Consider the following 587-nt stretch of genomic DNA (forward strand, 5'->3'; position numbering starts at 1 on the left):
GTTAAAAAATGGATCCCTTCTTCCGTTGGCTTCCTGGCCGACTTGTGGCCGCCAAATTACGGTTTTTGTAACGATCACGGCCCGGTCTGCCTTTCCAAGGTGTCCAGCCGCGCGGACTGTCGGGGGCTTAACGGCCTAACGGTGGCGGGCCTCTTCAAGGCACGAGAAAGCGAGGTAGCCACACTCACGGCACTTGAGGAAGCCCTGGTCATCTCTCCACTGGTCAACCATGGGCTCCTGCCTTGCTCGCCATACCCAGCAGCGCGGACGTTGAGGCGTATCGTTTATAAGGGGCTGATACGTATCTAAGCGGGCACCCGCAGCGACCTTGTCGTCCAGATCGGATTCCAGTTTTGCCTTGGCTTCATCGTGCAGGTCCAGCCTGCGCCTGAGGTCTCCGGCCTTCTTCATCTCGTCGAAAGCCAACCGCTCGGCGTCGCGCATGAGGGTTTCCCTGAAGCCGACCATTGCTGATGGAGGGCAATGGCCACGCGGAATGCAAGATGGCCCTATGAGGTACACCCGAATGAGATACCGCGAGCCTCACGGTGGCGGGCTTTTCAATTCAATTCGCACAGGGCCATTTG

General features: G+C 58.4%; 1 protein-coding gene. It reads right to left on the reverse strand.

Features of this window, described 5'->3' with window-relative positions:
• Window positions 1-135: 135 nt before the first annotated feature.
• Window positions 136-444 (reverse strand): hypothetical protein, encoded by a 309-nt coding sequence (locus ACXJ7R_RS35865; protein ID WP_457155907.1) that lies wholly within the window; start codon window positions 442-444, stop codon window positions 136-138.
• Between the last annotated feature and the right edge of the window lie 143 nt (window positions 445-587).

It is taken from the genome of Mesorhizobium sp. P5_C1 (assembly GCF_054049815.1).